Source organism: Shewanella amazonensis SB2B (assembly GCF_000015245.1).
Taxonomy (GTDB): domain Bacteria; phylum Pseudomonadota; class Gammaproteobacteria; order Enterobacterales; family Shewanellaceae; genus Shewanella; species Shewanella amazonensis.
This window is the reverse complement of the sequence record NC_008700.1, coordinates 3,037,307-3,054,921: the sequence shown is the minus strand read 5'-3', so window position 1 is coordinate 3,054,921 and position 17,615 is coordinate 3,037,307. Positions and strand designations below refer to the sequence as shown.

Annotated in this window: 17 protein-coding genes; all 17 read left to right on the top strand. The window is 52.1% G+C overall.

Features of this window, described 5'->3' with window-relative positions:
- Positions 1-45: 45 nt before the first annotated feature.
- Positions 46-552, top strand: coding sequence for a TRAP transporter small permease subunit (locus SAMA_RS13270; RefSeq protein WP_011760653.1), 507 nt, complete (start codon positions 46-48; stop codon positions 550-552).
- Positions 552-1,913 carry a TRAP transporter large permease gene (locus tag SAMA_RS13265; RefSeq protein WP_011760652.1) on the top strand — a complete coding sequence of 454 codons (1,362 nt, stop codon included), beginning with the start codon at positions 552-554 and terminating at the stop codon, positions 1,911-1,913. Before SAMA_RS13270 ends, SAMA_RS13265 begins: the two co-directional genes overlap by 1 nt.
- Positions 1,914-1,946: 33 nt before the next feature.
- Positions 1,947-3,038, top strand: a complete 1,092-nt coding sequence (locus tag SAMA_RS13260) for a TRAP transporter substrate-binding protein (RefSeq protein WP_011760651.1) — start codon at positions 1,947-1,949, stop codon at positions 3,036-3,038.
- Between the two features lie 84 nt (positions 3,039-3,122).
- Positions 3,123-3,632, top strand: coding sequence for an S-ribosylhomocysteine lyase (gene luxS / locus SAMA_RS13255; protein ID WP_011760650.1), 510 nt, complete (start codon positions 3,123-3,125; stop codon positions 3,630-3,632).
- Between the two features lie 117 nt (positions 3,633-3,749).
- Positions 3,750-5,555, top strand: a complete 1,806-nt coding sequence (locus tag SAMA_RS13250) for a hypothetical protein (RefSeq protein WP_011760649.1) — start codon at positions 3,750-3,752, stop codon at positions 5,553-5,555.
- A gap of 385 nt (positions 5,556-5,940) precedes the next feature.
- Positions 5,941-7,275 carry a Na(+)-translocating NADH-quinone reductase subunit A gene (locus SAMA_RS13245; protein ID WP_011760648.1) on the top strand — a complete coding sequence of 445 codons (1,335 nt, stop codon included), beginning with the start codon at positions 5,941-5,943 and terminating at the stop codon, positions 7,273-7,275.
- On the top strand, positions 7,275-8,474 hold the full coding sequence (locus tag SAMA_RS13240; protein WP_011760647.1) for an NADH:ubiquinone reductase (Na(+)-transporting) subunit B: 1,200 nt from the start codon (positions 7,275-7,277) through the stop codon (positions 8,472-8,474). The genes SAMA_RS13245 and SAMA_RS13240 overlap by 1 nt, the downstream gene beginning before the upstream one ends.
- Positions 8,467-9,264, top strand: a complete 798-nt coding sequence (locus SAMA_RS13235) for a Na(+)-translocating NADH-quinone reductase subunit C (protein WP_011760646.1) — start codon at positions 8,467-8,469, stop codon at positions 9,262-9,264. Before SAMA_RS13240 ends, SAMA_RS13235 begins: the two co-directional genes overlap by 8 nt.
- Complete coding sequence (locus SAMA_RS13230) at positions 9,264-9,890, top strand: NADH:ubiquinone reductase (Na(+)-transporting) subunit D (protein WP_011760645.1); 627 nt, start codon at positions 9,264-9,266, stop codon at positions 9,888-9,890. The genes SAMA_RS13235 and SAMA_RS13230 overlap by 1 nt, the downstream gene beginning before the upstream one ends.
- A gap of 5 nt (positions 9,891-9,895) precedes the next feature.
- The gene (gene nqrE / locus SAMA_RS13225; protein ID WP_011760644.1) at positions 9,896-10,504 is read left to right on the top strand and encodes an NADH:ubiquinone reductase (Na(+)-transporting) subunit E; all 609 of its coding nucleotides are present in this window, start codon (positions 9,896-9,898) and stop codon (positions 10,502-10,504) included.
- A gap of 49 nt (positions 10,505-10,553) precedes the next feature.
- Positions 10,554-11,810 carry an NADH:ubiquinone reductase (Na(+)-transporting) subunit F gene (gene nqrF, locus SAMA_RS13220; RefSeq protein ID WP_011760643.1) on the top strand — a complete coding sequence of 419 codons (1,257 nt, stop codon included), beginning with the start codon at positions 10,554-10,556 and terminating at the stop codon, positions 11,808-11,810.
- 75 nt (positions 11,811-11,885) lie between these two features.
- Entirely contained in the window at positions 11,886-12,911 is a 1,026-nt protein-coding gene (locus tag SAMA_RS13215; RefSeq protein ID WP_011760642.1) for an FAD:protein FMN transferase, read from the top strand.
- Positions 12,912-12,914: 3 nt separating this feature from the next.
- Positions 12,915-13,139 (top strand): (Na+)-NQR maturation NqrM, encoded by a 225-nt coding sequence (nqrM, locus tag SAMA_RS13210; RefSeq protein ID WP_011760641.1) that lies wholly within the window; start codon positions 12,915-12,917, stop codon positions 13,137-13,139.
- 137 nt (positions 13,140-13,276) lie between these two features.
- Positions 13,277-14,236 carry a GGDEF domain-containing protein gene (locus SAMA_RS13205; protein ID WP_011760640.1) on the top strand — a complete coding sequence of 320 codons (960 nt, stop codon included), beginning with the start codon at positions 13,277-13,279 and terminating at the stop codon, positions 14,234-14,236.
- A gap of 148 nt (positions 14,237-14,384) precedes the next feature.
- Positions 14,385-14,855 carry a bacterioferritin gene (bfr, locus tag SAMA_RS13200; protein ID WP_011760639.1) on the top strand — a complete coding sequence of 157 codons (471 nt, stop codon included), beginning with the start codon at positions 14,385-14,387 and terminating at the stop codon, positions 14,853-14,855.
- An 11-nt stretch (positions 14,856-14,866) separates the two neighbouring features.
- Complete coding sequence (gene bfr / locus SAMA_RS13195) at positions 14,867-15,337, top strand: bacterioferritin (protein ID WP_011760638.1); 471 nt, start codon at positions 14,867-14,869, stop codon at positions 15,335-15,337.
- Between the two features lie 195 nt (positions 15,338-15,532).
- Complete coding sequence (locus SAMA_RS13190; RefSeq protein ID WP_011760637.1) at positions 15,533-17,530, top strand: methyl-accepting chemotaxis protein; 1,998 nt, start codon at positions 15,533-15,535, stop codon at positions 17,528-17,530.
- Positions 17,531-17,615 lie beyond the last annotated feature (85 nt).

The following is a 17,615-nucleotide window of genomic DNA, read 5'->3' as shown; positions in this document are numbered from 1 at the left end:
AATAGGTTGCATTGATAACAATAACGACATAACTACAGCTTAATTATGGGAAAACTGATTGGATTTTTTGAGGGGATAACTGAGGCCCTGGGGCGGCTGGTGGGGTGGTTTACCCTTGGCATGGTGCTGATGACCCTCGCCGTGGTAGTGCTCCGCTATGCCTTTGCAACCGGCGCCACGGCGCTGCAGGAAACAGCGCTTTATCTTCATGGTGCCGTTTTTACCCTGGCTGCGGGTTTTACCCTGAAACGGGATGCCCATGTGCGGGTTGACGTCTTTTATCGCCAGTGCAGTGAGCGCACCCGTCATTGGATAGATTTTGTCGGTACCCTGGTGTTTCTGTTTCCCCTGTCTCTTGCCATAGGCCTGTACAGTTTTGATTATGTGATGAATGCCTGGCGCATTCAGGAAAGCTCTGCAGAGGCTGGTGGCCTGCCCTGGGTTTACCTGCAAAAGTCACTGCTGCTGGGGCTGTGCGTAAGTTTGATATTGCAGGGATTGTGTGAACTTTACCGTCATGGCAAGGCGCTCTTTGGCAGGGAGGCTTGCTGATGGCGCTGCTGCTGTTTCTCATCATTTGTCTGGTGTTGATGCTGGGCTACCCGGTGGCACTCACCCTGGGTGGTGTGGCCTTTTTGTTCGCCCTGTTCGCCAGTTTTTTTGGGGCTTTCGATATGGGGCTGTTTGGCCTCTTGCCCAATCGCATCTTCGGCATTTTGAATAATCAAATTTTGATGGCGGTGCCGCTGTTTGTGTTTATGGGCGTTGTGCTTGAAAAGTCCAGGATTGCCGAACAGTTACTCACCACCATGGGTGCACTCTTGGGGCGTTTTCGAGGCGGCCTGATTTTCAGCGTATTTTTTGTCGGCGTGCTGCTTGCTGCCAGCACCGGCATTGTCGGTGCCACTGTGGTCACCATGGGGCTGATGTCGCTGCCAACCCTGCTTAAGCGCGGTTACAGCCCCGAACTCAGCGCCGGTGCCATCTGCGCCACCGGCACCCTCGGGCAAATTATCCCCCCTTCCATCGCCTTGGTGCTGCTGGGAGACGTCCTGTCCAATGCCTATCAGCAGGCTCAGCTGAAAATGGGCATTTTTAATCCCAAGTCTGTGTCTGTGGGCGATCTCTTTGCCGGTGCTCTGATCCCGGGCTTGATGTTGGTGAGCCTCTATATGTTCTACACCCTGTTTCGCTTATGGCGCTCTCCGGCAGATTTTGGCAGTGCGATTACGCAGGATTACGAGCCCGCGTCGCTTGCCAGGGTGATTTCAGCTTTGTTGCCACCGCTGCTGCTGATTTTCTTGGTACTCGGCTCCATTTTGGCCGGTATTGCCACGCCAACGGAGGCGGCGTCTGTGGGGGCCGCAGGCGCCTTGTTGATTGCGCTGCTCAAACGCCAAATGAGCATGCTGGCCTTGAAGGAGGTGATGCAAAGCACGGTCAAAATCACATCCATGGTGTTTTTGATCCTGATTGGTGCCTCTGTGTTTTCGCTGGTCTTCAGGGGGCTTGGCGGGGAAGAGCTGATACATAACCTCTTTGCCAATATGCCCGGTGGCGTTGTGGGTGCCATGTTACTGGTGATGACGGTTATTTTCGTGCTCGGTTTTATCCTCGATTTTATCGAAATCACGTTTGTGGTAGTGCCACTGGTTGCGCCGATCTTGCTTGCCATGGGGCTGGATCCTGTGTGGCTTGGGATCATGATTGCACTCAATTTGCAAACGTCCTTCTTAACCCCGCCCTTTGGTTTTGCGCTCTTCTATTTACGGGGCGTCAGTGGAGACAGTGTTTCGAGCGGACAAATTTATCGCGGGGTGATCCCATTCGTCATTCTGCAGTTGCTGATGTTGATATTACTTGGGATTTGGCCGGCACTTGCCACCTGGCTGCCGTCGGTTTTGTATGGCTGATGATGTCCAGGCCTGTTTAAAGGAGTAAGGAAAATGCAAACAAGATTAAGGATTTGCATGTTGATGGCCGCGAGTTTGTTGGCCGGCTGCAATGATGATAAACAAGCTGCTGAGGCCACACCGATAGACAGTGCCAAACAGATAGAATGGAAGCTTGCCACCTCCTGGCCCAAGAACTTTCCCGGCCTTGGCACAGCGCCTGAACACTTTGCCGTGATGGTGGATGAAATGTCGGCCGGACGTCTCAAAATCAAGGTGTATGGGGCAGGGGAGTTGATGCCGGCACTGGAAGTGTTTGATGCAGTCAGTCAGGGCTCGGTGCAGATGGCCCACAGCGCGTCTTATTATTGGAAAGGCAAGGCGCCGGCGGCGCAGTTTTTTACCTCCATACCCTTCGGGCTCAATGCCCAGGAGATGAATGGCTGGCTGACCTATGGCGGAGGACAGGAGTTGTGGGAAGAGGTGTATGCTCCTTTTGGTATTCTGCCTTTGCCGGGGGGCAACAGCGGCGTACAGATGGGCGGATGGTTTAATAAAGAAATCAACACTATCGATGACCTTAAAGGGCTTAAAATGCGTCTGCCAGGCCTGGGCGGCGAAGTGTTGAAGCGATTGGAAGGTGTGCCCGTTACCCTCCCGGGGCGTGAACTCTATACGGCCATGCAAACAGGGGCCATTGATGCTACCGAATGGGTGGGACCTTACAACGATTTAGCCTTTGGCCTGCATAAGGTCGCCAAGTATTACTACTATCCCGGCTGGCATGAACCGGGTACCACACTGGAATTCATGATTAACAAAGCCGCCTTCGAGAAATTGCCCAAGGATTTACAGGCAATTGTGAAGATAGCGGCAAAGGCGACCAATCAGGATATGCTGGATGAATACACCGCCCGCAACGTGGGGGCGCTGGATGCGTTGGTAAATGAACATGGGGTGGTACTCAAACAGTTTCCCGAAGAAGTGATGGCGCAGCTCAGAAGCGTATCGGCTGAGGTAATTTCTGAACAGTCGAGCCAGGATCCCATGATGAAAAAAGTGAACGAAGCCTACCGTGAATACGAGGCTGGCGTCAGGAAGTACCATCTGATTTCTGAGGACGCCTACACCCGTTTACGTGAATGAGTTTTGGTGGCCCTGCTTTGATGCTATGCTTGCGTCACTTTGCACCACCCAATTGTGCCCCAACAGAAGGGGCTGGAGAGCAACATGCCATTATTGGACAGTTTTACCGTTGATCATACCCGCATGAACGCCCCGGCCGTGCGCGTAGCCAAGACCATGAGCACCCCAAAAGGTGACACCATTACCGTGTTTGACCTGCGTTTTTGTGCCCCCAATAAAGACATTCTCAGTGAGCGTGGCATCCACACTCTTGAGCACCTCTTCGCTGGTTTTATGCGTGATCATCTCAATGGTGAAGGTGTCGAAATTATCGATATCTCTCCCATGGGCTGCCGCACCGGCTTCTATATGAGCCTGATTGGCGAACCGGCTGAAAAGCGCGTGGCGGACGCCTGGCTGGCTGCCATGGAAGATGTACTGAATGTGGTTGATCAAAAGGCCATCCCTGAGCTCAACGAATATCAGTGCGGCACTTACGAGATGCACTCACTGTCTCAGGCGCAGGACATTGCCAAAGCCGTGATTGCTGCCGGGATCAGTGTGAACCGCAACGACGAACTTAAACTGTCAGACGAAATTTTGCACAAACTCTAATTTCTCTGACATAACGTCAAAAAAGCGGCGCCAGCCGCTTTTTTTTCGTCTAAAATCATCCATGTCACAAAAAAATTACAAATAAACCACCCCAGGTGGAAATTCCGGGATGAATGGATGAAACAAACCCCTGCGCTTGTAGGCAGCCTATTGATGGGCGTTACAAGTATTTCAGGTTGGGCGAGTGAAGTTACAACGTCCGATACCAGCCCTTTCTTTATTGAGCGACTCGGGTTGAATACCCCGTCAGCACTGCCACTCTACCCCACTGGCCTGATGGTCGGTCGGGGCGATCTGTTTGGTGAAAGTCGCTTTCTCCATGCCGACAGCCACGCCGCAATCCCAGAATTGATGGGGACATCTCTTGCAGCAGCCCCCTATGTTGCTCCGGGAGTGTGGCTCAATACCGGCCGTTTTGGTATTGAGGCCATGGACAATTGTGCCTCGCAGACTGAGTGGGTTCAGATTAACTGCGTTAACCAAAACGGCGGTGATTATTTGGTTCCGGCGATAGGCACCAGTGGTAATTCGATAGGACTTGAAGCGCGGGATGATAAAACCGGTGGCCTGAGGGCGGCGTTTGCCTCCCGCAACGATGCCCTCGATATGAGCTTTGCCGGCAGTCACCTGAGACGTGAGGAAGGCGACGACTGGTGGGTTCAGACCAAAGATACAGAAGTCTTTGTTGCCCTGGGGGCTTCAAGTTTACCCGGGGCCAGAAAAAAACAACGCACCGAGCTCTCCTGGCTCTATAAAGATGCAACATCAGCCCTGCCTGCAAGCGACTGGATACAGCAGAGTGACAGACAGCGTTTGCAGCTCAGTCACAGCGTTCAAACCGGCGAAAGCCGTCGCACCGACACCCGGCTATTTTATCAGGAAACCGGGTTTCGGACCTTTCTGGCCGATATGACGATGATGCCAACGCCGCCGATTCTCCCGGTCGCTGAGCATAGCGGCAAACTGGGTGACAGCCAGTTCCATACCTATGGCATTGTCAGTGAGAGCCTGGACAAATTTGGCTCCCACTCAATAGGCTACCGCCTCGCTTATCAAAGGGAAGGCGCAGAGTATTTACTTGCAGACAAACACATCAATGACAGCGCCAGCGTGCTGGATCTCGGCGTTCGTGGCCGCCTGGGCTTTGATTGGGTCGATGTTGAAGTGGATGGACTCTGGCGCCGCGCCGATTTGACAAGGGATACCAGCGAAGCGGGTACTGACTTCAGGGTTGACGACTGGCAGTACGGTGTGGGCCTTTGGTTTGCCAATGATCGTATTATGCTCAGGGGTGAACATCGCTTTGCACCGCCATCACCGGGAAATCTCGAGGCCTTATCCCAAAGCGCTGACCACCTTCGTTTAACGGCGCGTTGGCCTTTGGGCGACTTGATGCTGCAGGGGGAGGTTTGGTATCAGGCATTTGATAACTTACATTTTGATTGTACGGAGCTTTCTGACTGTGAAACGATTCGCGGTGTATCTCAGCTCAATGCCGGAGAGGTGGATGCTGAGGGTCTGAGCCTGGGGCTGCAGTGGTCAGGGCAATTCGGCATGGTAAAGGTGCCCCTGTCTATCCAACTGGAAGAGAATCGTGCCAACTTTGCGTCAAGTGCCTGCCTTGAACAGTACTCTGTGTGTTGGCAGGATGGCGACCGGGTTCCCTGGCAACCACAGCGGCAAGTGACGCTGGCAATGGGGCTGGCAGCAGGTGAGTGGTCACTCTCAGTGACGGGCCGTGACAGTGAATTTGTTGATGAAAACCTGCGCCGAATCGATGTCAGTCTCAGTTGGCAACGAGGAGCGCATCAGGTGTATCTCAGAGGGGATAATGTGTCCGCCGAGCCGCTGTCAAACCCCACCGACTTTGGTCCAATATCCGGTGAAGTTTTAGTCAGTCTAGGATATCGCTGGCACGGTTGAACTGTGGACCTTATTGTTTCTCAAATTGTTTATGAGCCTGCTGGTAAACTAAGCAGGCTCATTTGGTTTTTATGGATTTAAATTTATATATATCAATTAGATAAATTTGTGGTTGCGACATTTTTTTAAATCTGTCACAGCCATGAAAAAGCTGGCAGGAAAACCTTGAAATTCACTGCAATCAGGCGCTCGGGAAGTTTGAAATCACTTATAATTTTCGTGGCGATGGCAGGGCGTTTGGGGTAAAATGCGCGCGACCAGCGTGATTGCGATCGCATTTCTGTGATAAATCTGCGCCAGCTCAACGCGAACGGTGTTGTTTAAAACCGGGTGCCCCGCAGGAACGCGGCGCTTTGTCTTTCCTTCAAACGTAGTGCATGTGGATATGATTACAATTAAGAAAGGATTGGATTTGCCCATTGCGGGTGGTCCAGAGCAAGTTATCCATGATGGCCCAGCCATTAAACACGTAGCTACATTGGGTGAAGAGTATATTGGCATGCGTCCTACCATGAGAATCAAGGTAGGCGACAAGGTAGCCAAGGGTCAGGTGATTTTTGAAGACAAAAAGAATCCTGGCGTTAAATATACGGCTTTGGCCAGTGGTACTGTTACTGAAATCAACCGGGGTGCCAAGCGTGTGCTTCAGTCTGTGGTGATCGAAATTGAAGGTAACGATGCCGTTGCTTTTGATAAGTTCGATGCCAGCCAGCTGGACAGCTTGAGTGCCGAGCAAGTAAGAAACAACCTGATTGAATCAGGTATGTGGACCGCCCTGCGTACCCGTCCTTTCAGCAAGGTGCCTGCAGTGGACGCGTCTCCTGCCGGTATCTTCGTTACCGCCATCGATACCAACCCCCATGCCGCCAATCCCGCTCTGGTGATTGCCGGGCATAAAGACGATTTTGCCAATGGCCTTAAGGTGCTGGCGAAACTGACTGAGGGCAAGGTTTATCTGTGTAAGGCGCCAGGTGCCGATATTCCAGCTGCTAATGCCGAAGTGCATGAGTTTGGTGGTGTACACCCAGCTGGCCTGCCAGGTACCCATATCCACTTTATTCTGCCTGCGTCCGTAACGCGCACTGTGTGGCATGTTGGCTATCAGGATGTGATCGCCATCGGCCAACTGTTTACCACGGGTGAACTGAACAACAACCGCGTTATCGCCATCGCCGGCCCGAAAGCCGTTAAGCCTCGTCTGGTGCGTACTCTGCTGGGTGCCAGCATTGAGACCCTGACAACCGGTGAAGTGGCTGAAGGCAAAGTGCGCAAGGTGTCTGGTTCTGTGCTGCATGGCCGCACTGCCACTGGTCCTCATGCCTACCTGGGTCGTTATCATCTGCAGGTTAGCCTGTTGGAAGAAGATACTGAGAAAGAGTTCATTGGCTGGATTTTGCCTGGCTCAAACAAGTTCTCCATTACCCGTGCCTTCCTGGGTCACCTGTCCCCAAGACGTCTGTTCAACATGACCACCAGTACTGGCGGTTCTGATCGTGCCATGGTGCCAATTGGCAACTACGAGCGTGTGATGCCACTGGATATTCTGCCAACCATGCTGTTGCGCGACCTGGTATCCGGTGATGTTGACGGCGCTGTTGCCCTGGGTGCACTGGAGCTGGATGAAGAAGATTTGGCACTGTGTACCTTTGTATGCCCAGGCAAGTATGACTACGGTTCCTATCTGCGCGGCTGCCTGGATACGGTTGAGAGGGAAGGCTGATGAGCTTGAAAGATTTTCTTGAGCGTATTGAACCGCAATTTGAAAAAGGCGGTAAATACGAGAAGTGGTATGCCCTGTATGAAGCGGCCGCCACTATTTTCTATACGCCAGGTCTGGTGAACAAGGGCAAGACCCACGTTCGCGATAACCTCGACCTCAAGCGTATGATGATCACCGTGTGGGCCTGTGCCTTCCCGGCGATGTTTGTTGGTATGTACAACGTAGGTCTGCAGGCTCAGCTGGCGCTGGCCGCCGGCTTCGCGACTCCAGACGTATGGCAGGTTAGTCTGTTCGGTATTCTCGGTACTGAAATGACCGCCGATGCCGGTTGGGCCACCCTGATGTGGTATGGCGCCTGTTTCTTCCTGCCTATCTATGCCGTGACTTTCGCGGTGGGTGGTATCTGGGAAGTGCTGTTTGCCATGGTGCGCGGCCACGAAGTTAACGAAGGCTTCTTCGTAACCTCTATCCTGTTCGCCCTGACACTGCCTGCCACTATCCCGCTGTGGATGGTTGCCCTGGGCATTACCTTCGGTGTGGTGGTTGCCAAAGAAGTGTTCGGTGGTACCGGACGTAACTTCCTGAACCCTGCGCTGGCCGGTCGTGCCTTCCTGTTCTTTGCCTATCCGCTGAACATGTCAGGTGACACCAGCTGGGTTGTGGCTGATGGTTTCTCCGGTGCAACTCACCTGAGCCAGGCTGCTACCGGTGCCCTGGATTACAGCCTGAACCAGGACTGGTGGAATGCCTTCTTCGGCTTTATCCCAGGTTCTGTAGGTGAAGTATCGACTCTGGCAATTCTGCTGGGCGGTTTGGTCATCATCTATACCCGTATCGCTTCCTGGCGCATCGTGGGTGGTGTACTGGTCGGTATGATTGCCGTTTCCATGTTGCTGAACCTGATTGGCTCTGACACCAACCCCATGTTTGCCATGCCTTGGTACTGGCACCTGGTACTGGGTGGTTTTGCCTTCGGTATGATGTTCATGGCAACCGACCCTGTGTCTGCCTCTTTCACCAACCAGGCCAAGTGGGCCTACGGTATCCTGATCGGTGCCATGGCGGTGTTCATTCGTGTGATCAACCCTGCGTTCCCTGAAGGTATGATGTTGGCCATCCTGTTTGCCAACCTGTTTGCGCCACTGTTCGACCATTTCGTGGTACAGGCAAATATCAAGCGGAGGATTGCCCGTGGCTAAGAATAAAGATTCGTTCGGAAGAACGCTGTTTATCGTTGTTGGCCTGTGTCTGGTGTGCTCGATTTTCGTATCGACTGCAGCCGTGTTACTGCGCCCAACCCAGCAGGAAAACAAGCTGCTGGATAAGCAAAAGTACATTCTGGAAGCCGCCAATCTGGTGGATACCAAGGCCGCTAACGTGACCAAGGCTGACATCCTGGCGACTTACAACAAGTATGTTGAAGCCCGTGTGGTGAACCTGAAGACCGGTGAGTTTGTGGAAGGCGTTGATGGCAATACCTTTGACCAGGAAAAAGCTGCCCGCGATCCAAAGACCTCTTCCAAGCCAGAACACGATATTGCCTCTATTAAGCGTGTGCCTGATCAGGCTGTAGTGTATCTGGTGCGTGATGATGCCGGTGCGCTCAAGACTGTGATCCTGCCTGTGAAAGGTTATGGCCTGTGGTCTACCATGTTTGCCTTCCTGGCTCTGGAGCCGGATCTGAACACCATTCAGGGTCTGGTTTACTACGACTTCACAGGTTCAGGTGAAACTCCTGGTCTGGGTGGCGAAGTACAAAATCCAAAGTGGAAAGCGCTGTGGCACGGCAAAAAGCTGTTCGACGAGCAGGGTAAACTGGCAATCAGCGTAACCAAAAACCCAGCAGTAGCTGCATCTGTACACGGCGTTGATGCCCTGTCCGGTGCGACTCTGACCAGTAACGGTGTTCAGCACTCGCTGACGTTCTGGCTGGGTAAAGAAGGCTTTGCGAGTTTCATTGAAAAAGCACGCAACGGAGGGCTGAGCTAATGGCCAACGAACTGAAAAAGGTTCTGACCGGACCTATTATCAATAACAACCCGATTGCGCTGCAGATCCTCGGTGTTTGTAGTGCGCTGGCAGTAACCAGCAAGCTGGAAACTGCACTGGTGATGACCCTGGCGCTGACCGCAGTGACTGCGTTCTCGAACCTGTTCATCTCCATGATCCGTAACCACATTCCAAGCAGTGTGCGTATTATCGTGCAAATGGCGATTATCGCCTCGCTGGTAATCGTGGTTGATCAAATCCTGCAAGCTTACGCCTATGACGTGGCCAAGCAGCTGTCAGTATTCGTGGGCCTTATCATCACTAACTGTATCGTGATGGGCCGCGCCGAAGCCTACGCTATGAAGACTCCTCCAATGATGAGCTTTATGGATGGTATCGGTAACGGTCTGGGCTATGGCGCCATCCTGCTGTCTGTTGGCTTCGTTCGTGAACTGTTTGGTAACGGTTCGCTGTTCGGCGTAGAGATCCTGTCCAAGATCTCTGACGGTGGCTGGTATCAGCCCAACGGTCTGCTCCTGCTGCCGCCAAGTGCGTTCTTCCTGATCGGTGTTCTGATTTGGATCATCCGCACCTACAAGCCTGAGCAAGTTGAAGCAAAAGGATAAGGTCAATGGAACATTATATCAGTCTGTTAATCCGCTCTGTTTTCATTGAAAACATGGCCCTGTCCTTCTTCCTGGGCATGTGTACCTTCCTGGCCGTGTCCAAGAAGGTAAAAACTGCCATGGGCCTGGGCGTTGCCGTTATCGTGGTACTGGCGATTTCTGTACCCGCTAACCAAATCATCTATCAGGGCATTCTGGCGCCTGGCGCACTGGCATGGGCCGGTGTCCCAGAGGCAGATCTCAGTTTCCTGAAGTTCATCACCTTCATCGGTGTGATCGCTGCTCTGGTTCAAATCCTCGAGATGGCGTTGGATAAGTACTTCCCACCGTTGTACAACGCGCTGGGTATCTTCCTGCCGCTGATCACCGTTAACTGTGCAATCTTCGGTGCAGTGTCCTTTATGGTTGAGCGTGACTATAACCTGCCTGAGTCGCTGGTTTATGGTGTGGGCTCGGGCATTGGTTGGGCACTGGCCATCGTATTGCTGGCGGGTATCCGTGAGAAGATGAAGTACGCCGATGTGCCTGACGGTCTGCGTGGTCTTGGTATCACCTTTATTACCGCTGGCCTGATGGCGCTGGGATTCATGTCGTTCTCTGGTGTGTCCCTGTAAGGGGCACCTCAAGAAGGCTGTTAAGTAAAGGTCTTCTAAGGATAAATTAATGGATATTCTTGGTATTTTTAAATCTACTCCACTCGAGGTTTACCTCGGTGTGAGTATGTTTACCGCCATCGTACTGGTGTTGGTGCTGGTGATTTTGTTCGCCAAATCCAAGCTGGTTTCCAGCGGTGACATCACTATTGGTATCAACCACGATCCCGACAAAGCCATCAAAACTGCTGCTGGCGGCAAGCTGCTCGGTGCATTGGCAAACAGCGGTATCTTCGTATCATCAGCCTGTGGTGGCGGTGGCTCTTGTGGTCAGTGCCGTGTGCATGTGAAGTCTGGTGGTGGCGACATTCTGCCAACTGAACTGGACCACATTTCCAAGGGCGAAGCCAAGAAAGGTTGTCGTCTGGCGTGTCAGGTTAACGTAAAAACCGACATGGAAATTGAGCTGGAAGAAGAAATCTTCGGTATCAAGAAGTGGGACTGTACTGTTATCTCCAACGATAACAAGGCAACCTTCATCAAGGAACTCAAGCTGGCTATCCCTGATGGTGAGTCTGTACCTTTCCGTGCCGGTGGTTACATCCAGATTGAAGCCCCTGCTCACCATGTTAAGTACGCCGATTTCGACGTACCTGAGAAATATCGTGGCGACTGGGAACACTTCGGTTTCTTCAAACTGGAGTCCAAGGTTGATGAGCCGGTGATCCGTGCTTACTCCATGGCCAACTACCCTGAAGAGTTTGGCATCATCATGCTGAACGTGCGTATCGCTACGCCTCCACCACGTAACCTGAGCCTGCCTTGCGGTAAGATGTCTTCTTACATCTGGAGCCTGAAGGCCGGCGACAAGGTGACCATCTCCGGTCCATTCGGTGAGTTCTTCGCCAAGGACACTAACGCTGAGATGGTCTTTATCGGTGGTGGTGCAGGTATGGCCCCAATGCGCTCGCACATCTTCGACCAACTTAAGCGTCTTAAGAGCAAGCGTAAGATGAGCTTCTGGTACGGCGCCCGTTCAAAACGCGAAATGTTCTATGTAGAAGATTTCGACGGTCTGGCGGCCGAGAATGATAACTTTGTGTGGCACGTGGCCCTGTCTGATCCTCAGCCAGAGGACAACTGGAACGGTTACACCGGCTTCATTCACAACGTACTGTACGAAAACTATCTGAAAGACCATGAAGCTCCAGAGGATTGTGAGTTCTACATGTGTGGACCTCCAATGATGAACGCGGCAGTGATTGCCATGCTCAAAGACCTCGGTGTTGAAGACGAAAACATCCTGTTGGATGACTTCGGCGGTTAATCGCGTTGGCCCCCGGTATACCGGGGGCCAAGTTTCTTAACAGTGTCTGTAAAGAATCGAGAAATGCAGGTCCAAATGAAAAAGACCTTATCTAACTGGCTGGTCCTCGTCGGACTGGCCTTTTTTATTTCAGCTTGTTCTAAAGCACCTGAGGTTGTCAGCCTGTCTGGCAGCACCATGGGCACCACGTATCACATCAAGGTGGTTCCCAGTGACGCCTTACCCCAAAGCCAGCTGCTGCAGGCAGAAATTGACCTGGCGTTGGAGCGCGTGAATGACCAGATGTCTACTTACCGTCCCACCTCTGAGCTGAGCCGCTTCAATCAGTTGCCATTGGAGCAGGGTGTTGAGGTGTCGGATGACACTATCAAGGTGGTCCGAGAGGGAATTCGCTTAAATGAGCTAACCGACGGCGCGCTGGATATTACTCTGGGCCCACTGGTCAATATCTGGGGGTTTGGACCGGACAAGCGACCAACTAAATCCCCCACCGAAGCTGAAATCGCCGACGCCAAGACTCGCACCGGTATTCAGAACATCAGCATTGAAGGTAACCGCCTCTTTAAGCGCAACGCTCACCTTTATGTGGATTTGTCATCCATTGCCAAGGGCTATGGCGTGGATGTGATTGCCGATTTACTGGATAAGTATCACACCAGCGGTTATCTGGTAGAAATTGGCGGTGAACTGCGTATCAAGGGCACCAAGGGTGATGGTAGCAGCTGGCGTGTAGCCGTTGAAAAGCCACAGGCTGAAGGCCGTGCGGTGTCTCAGGTAATAGAACCCGGTGATATGGGTATGGCTACCTCTGGCGATTATCGCAATTACTTCGAAGAAAATGGCAAACGCTTCTCACATCTGATAGACCCAAGGACCGGTTATCCCATCGAGCACACCCTCGCATCTGTGACAGTGCTGCATCCAAGCTGTATGACTGCCGACGGCCTGGCGACGGCCATGATGGTGCTCGGCACGGAAGCGTCATTGATTCTTGCCAAACAGCAGGGACTGGCGATAATGCTGATTGAAAAACAGGGCGAAGAGTTTGTGGTACACTACAGCGACGCATTTTTGCCCTTCGTTAAGTCCACTCAGGAGTGATGTATGAGTACCTTTATCGCAGCTTTTGCGGTGCTTATGGTGTTTTTTCTATTGATGTCAATTGGTTATATCATCAAGAAAAAGGCCGTAGCCGGTAGTTGCGGAGGCCTCGGTGCCTTGGGTATCGATAAAGCCTGTGATTGTGATGATCCCTGCGACAAGCGCAAAGCCAAAATGGCTGCCGAAGAGGCCCGCAAGGAAAAGCTAACCAAGGACAGGATCCTTTAACGCAGGACAGGATCAAATAAAGGCTCCCCAGGGAGCCTTTATTGTTTTGTCACTTCTGTTTTATTTCCCCGAATAAACACCTATGCTGGCTATACTGGCATGGGTCGGTCATTCAGCACCAAGCGGGGGAAAGTGTCATGAGTTCTGCACCCGAACACATACTGAATTCTGTTGCTTCTATTACCGAGCAGCGTCAGTTGCAGTCACTTGCCACCTGTTTGATTGAAACCATTGAGCAAACCTTAGGGGTAAAGCAGGTTGCGGTTATCAATGTGGGTGATTTGCCTCATTTTCCAAAATTCCTTACCTCAACCGATTTCGTGCTGGCACTGGATAATCCACCACCCTGCGTGCAGCGCTGCATCGATACCGGTAAGAATGCGATTTGTGAGCAGGATGAGCGCTGCAAGGTCGCGCTGCCGGTCAAAATGAATGATGCCGTGGTTAAGGTACTTTTGGTCTATGACCTCGACTTGAATAATGCCAACCTGATGATGCTGCAGGCATTCGCCCGTATTTACGAAAACTTTGCCCGGGTTGTTCTCGACAGCCAGACCGATGGCTTAACCGGCCTGCTTAACCGCAAGGCCTACGATGCCCGCCTGTTTCATCTTTTCAGCCACATTCGTACCGAAACCCGCAGGGCACCCTATTTTTGGATGCTGACGTTTGATATCGACTTCTTCAAGAAGATTAACGATACCCTGGGCCACCTATACGGGGACGAAGTCCTGCTTCGGATTAGCCGGGCAATGAATGACTGCTTCAGTGACGACGATGCGTTATTCCGCTTCGGGGGCGATGAATTTGTGGTGCTGCTGGACAACAAATCTCAGCATGAAGTCGAATGTATCTGTCGTAAGCTGATGGCTGACGTCGGTAAAGTCCATCACGAAAAAACCGGACCTGTCACGCTTTCTATTGGGATAACGTCACTGACCCTCGAAGATAACCCCATGTCTGTGATGATGAAAGCCGACAAAGCTCTCTACTTTGCCAAAGACAATGGTCGCAACAGATGGGCCTTTTATCATGACCTCTTCCATCATGGTGATTTGCTGCCGACGCAAATTGATGACGATATAGAGCTGTTTTAGTCCCTCCCCGTTGATAAGCATAAACGCAATAAGAATAATTAGCCTTTAGATGTTATTGATATTAAAGGAAAAGTTGATTATTCGGTCCGACTGTACTAGGGTTGAAATTGATGTAGATCAATTTTCATCCAACCAAGGACGTTTGCTTATGAAAGGCCATGCCAGTGTGGTAAGCCACCTCAACAAGGTATTGACTGCCGAGCTTACTGCAATCAATCAATATTTCCTTCATGCCCGGATGTTCAAAAACTGGGGGCTGGAAAAGCTCAACAGCAAGGATTACAAAAAATCCATCGAAGACATGAAGCATGCCGACAAACTGATTGAGCGGGTGCTGTTTCTTGAGGGCTTGCCTAACCTCCAGGCATTGGGAAAGCTGCGTATCGGTGAACATTCAGAAGAAATGCTTGGCTGTGACAAGAGCATGCTGGAGGAGCAGTTGCCACTGCTGCGTGCCGCCATCGCCGAATGTGAAAAACTGCAGGACTATGTAAGCCGCGATATCCTCGAAGACATTCTTGAAGACGAGGAAGAGCATCTCGACTGGCTCGAGTCCCAGTTTGAGCTTATCCGCCTCACCGGCATTCAAAACTACTTGCAGTCGCAAATGGACGATTGAAGGAGATCATGATGAAAGGTCATCAGGAAGTCATAGATGCGCTGAATGGTTTGCTTACCGGTGAATTATCGGCAATGGATCAGTATTTTGTGCATGCCAGAATGTATGAGGATTGGGGACTGAATGAGCTTTACGAGCGCATCGCCCATGAATCAGATGACGAGCGCGAGCATGCGGCAAAATTGGTGTCACGTATTCTGTTTCTGGAAGGTACACCGGATGTCGCCAGCCGGGAAAAGCTCAACATAGGTAAAGATGTGGAAGCCATGTTGAAGAGCGATCTGGCATATGAATACAAGGTGGCCGATAACCTGCGCCGGGTTATTGCCCTGTGTGAAGCCAAGGGAGATTATGTCACCCGTGAGCTGTTGCAGCAGCTGTTGGAAGAAACCGAAGACGACCACCTGTACTGGCTGGAAAAGCAACTGGGCCTGATAGACCGCATCGGTTTGCCGAATTATCTGCAGTCCAAAATGTCCTGAAGGTAATTACTTACTTTCCACTTCTCTCCCATATAAAAAGGCCGGCATGTACGCCGGCCTTTTTACGTCAAAGACGCCCAACTGCAAGGGGCTATTTGCCTAAATTTACTCGAATTTTGCTGTTATCCTGCCACTATTGTTGCTAGATTGGTGAGCTATTTCGCCCAACAACAATAACTGCGAAAGGGTAATCCAATGGGACATATCAAACGTTCTTTGAGCCTACAGCTTGTACTGACGCTGGTTGGCGCGCTGGCGATATTGCTGGCGCTGGTCGCAACCTTTTTGGTCCGTGATGCCAGCCAATCCACCCGCTCTACCATTGATGGCGACATCAATGCGCTGATGGAGCAAAAAAGCCGCGACATTCGTGGCTACTTTGTTGCTAAGGGCCAAATCATCCATGCAGTGTTTGCCGAACCCGGCCTCGTGGACTGGTTTACCCAATACAAGGCCAGGGGCAGCAACCTTGCCAGCGATGCCCAATATCAGCGCATAGTGCAGTACTTCAAATATTTTTCCGACAAGGATGCCGATATCAAGTCGGTATTCTTTGGCTCTGCCAATACCTTTGAATATTTCGACCTCAACGGCCGTTACGATGGCGACCCCAATTACTACACCAACAAGCGCCCCTGGTGGCAGGAAGCTCTCGATAAAGGCGGCCTGTTTGTGGGCGACCCGGCTGTCGACGCCAATGATGGCTCTATCTCGGCGACGGTAAAAACGCCGGTTTATGGAGCCAACGGCCAGTTGTTGGGTATTGGCGGCATGGACATTCTTATCGATACCATTGGCAAGTCGCTGCTGGCCCCCATTAAATATCAGGGCTCTGGCCAGGCGTTTCTGATGACGGGCGATGGCAAGCTGGTGTACTTCCCCGGTTTTAACGAGAGTTTTCCACCTGGCTCAGCCATTCAAAAGGTCGACAATAATGGCAGCGAAGGCTTCACTGCCCTTGGCCAATTGATGCAGCGCCAATCCAGTGGTTTTACCGATGTGGTCTATCAGGGGAGTCCCCAGCGCGTGGCCTTCGTTGAAGTGGCTGGGGACTACCCCAAACAAAAATGGCACCTGGCCTTTATGCTTCCCCATGAGGTGATTGAGGCGCCGGTGCGCGATGCCTTCTGGAATGCCTGCCTGATGTCTCTGGGTATCATCCTCCTGGTGGGCGTGACAGTGTGGCTGTTGCTGCTCCCGCTTCGCAGGCAGCTCGAGTCGCTCCTCGGTGCCATGGACAACATGGCAAGCGGTGAGGGTGATTTGTCCCGCCGTATCGACATTCAGCGGGAAGATGAGCTTGGGCTCATGGCGGATGCCTTCAATCGGTTTGCAGCCAAGGTACAACAGATGCTGCGACAGACCCGTGACCTGACCCGCGATGTGGACGACGGCATTGTTGAAGCCCGTAAAATTTGTGATGTGGCCGTTGGTGCCGTCTCCAGGCAAAAGGCACAAATCGACTCGGTCGCGGCCGCCGCTATTGAAATGGCTCACACCAGTCAGGAAATGGCTGCCAGCGCACAGCGGACGGCTGACTTTGCCGAAACTGCCCAGACACAGGCCGATGACGGCAAACAAATAGTAGCCGAGGCTACTTCTGGCATAGAAACCCTCTCATCCAGAGTGATAGAAGCCGCAGCAGTGATAAAAGAGCTCAGGGGCAGCTCAGAAAAAATTGGTGAAGTACTCAGCGTTATCCGTAACATTGCCGAGCAAACCAATCTGCTGGCGCTCAACGCCGCCATTGAAGCCGCCAGAGCCGGGGAGCAGGGGCGGGGTTTTGCCGTGGTGGCCGATGAGGTGCGCACTCTGGCATCCCGTACGCAGGATTCTACCGCCAACATTCAGGGTATCATCCAGCGCTTGCAACAAAGTGCCATGGAGGCCGAATCAGTTATGGAGGCAGGTGTGAACGACGCCAAGCGCGGACAATTGCTGACCAGTCAGGTGCAGGACTCCCTTGGCAAGATCACCGATGCCATTGGCGCAATATTGCAGCAAACCACCGAAATTACTGTGGCCATTGGCCAGCAGGCGGTGGTGGCCGACGAAGTGGCGCAGAATGTGGAAAATGTGCGCGGACTGTCCGATGATTCCCATTCTGCCAGTCAGGAATTGGCGGTCAGCCTCAAGGCATTCGAACAGCTCACCCACGCACTGTCCGGTAATATCTCGCAGTTCCGGGTGTAAGCCGGGTAAAAAGCGCCTAAGGGCGCTTTTTTATTGCCTGCAATTCTGATACTGTTTTTATATACAGTAATAGCAGAGCTTACCC